Source organism: Myxococcus llanfairpwllgwyngyllgogerychwyrndrobwllllantysiliogogogochensis (genome assembly GCF_006636215.1).
Classification (GTDB): domain Bacteria; phylum Myxococcota; class Myxococcia; order Myxococcales; family Myxococcaceae; genus Myxococcus; species Myxococcus llanfairpwllgwyngyllgogerychwyrndrobwllllantysiliogogogochensis.
Genome location: NZ_VIFM01000699.1, coordinates 1 through 496, shown reverse-complemented (window position 1 = coordinate 496; position 496 = coordinate 1). Strand labels below are relative to the sequence as shown.

General features: G+C 62.1%; 1 protein-coding gene. It reads left to right on the top strand.

Annotated features, from left to right (window positions below; translation table 11 throughout):
• On the top strand, positions 1–496 hold a 496-nt coding region (locus FJV41_RS55525; protein WP_141649599.1), incomplete at both ends, for an ACT domain-containing protein.

The following is a 496-nucleotide window of genomic DNA, read 5'->3' as shown; positions in this document are numbered from 1 at the left end:
GAAGCAGCTGCAGCAGAAGAGCTGGGCGCCGCAGAATCGCAGCAAAGACAACGGTCGGGTGGTTGTGGAAGGCGTCGGCAACCTGATGCACCACATCGCACGCTGCTGTCAGCCGATCCCCGGCGATGAGATCGTCGGCTTTATCACCCAGGGGCGCGGGATCTCGGTGCACCGGGCGGATTGCGATCAGCTGGCGGAGCTGCAGTCGCACGCGCCGGAGCGGATCGTTGATGCGGTCTGGGGAGAGAGCTATTCGGCGGGCTACTCGCTGGTGGTGCGCGTGGTCGCTAACGATCGTAGCGGGCTGCTGCGCGATTTCACCACTATCCTCGCCAACGAGAAGGTCAACGTGCTGGGCGTTGCCAGCCGTAGCGATACCAAACAGCAGCTGGCCACCATCGATATGAATATCGAAATCTATAACCTGCAGGTGCTGGGCCGCGTGCTCGGCAAGCTGAATCAGGTGCCGGACGTTATTGATGCCCGCCGTCTGCAC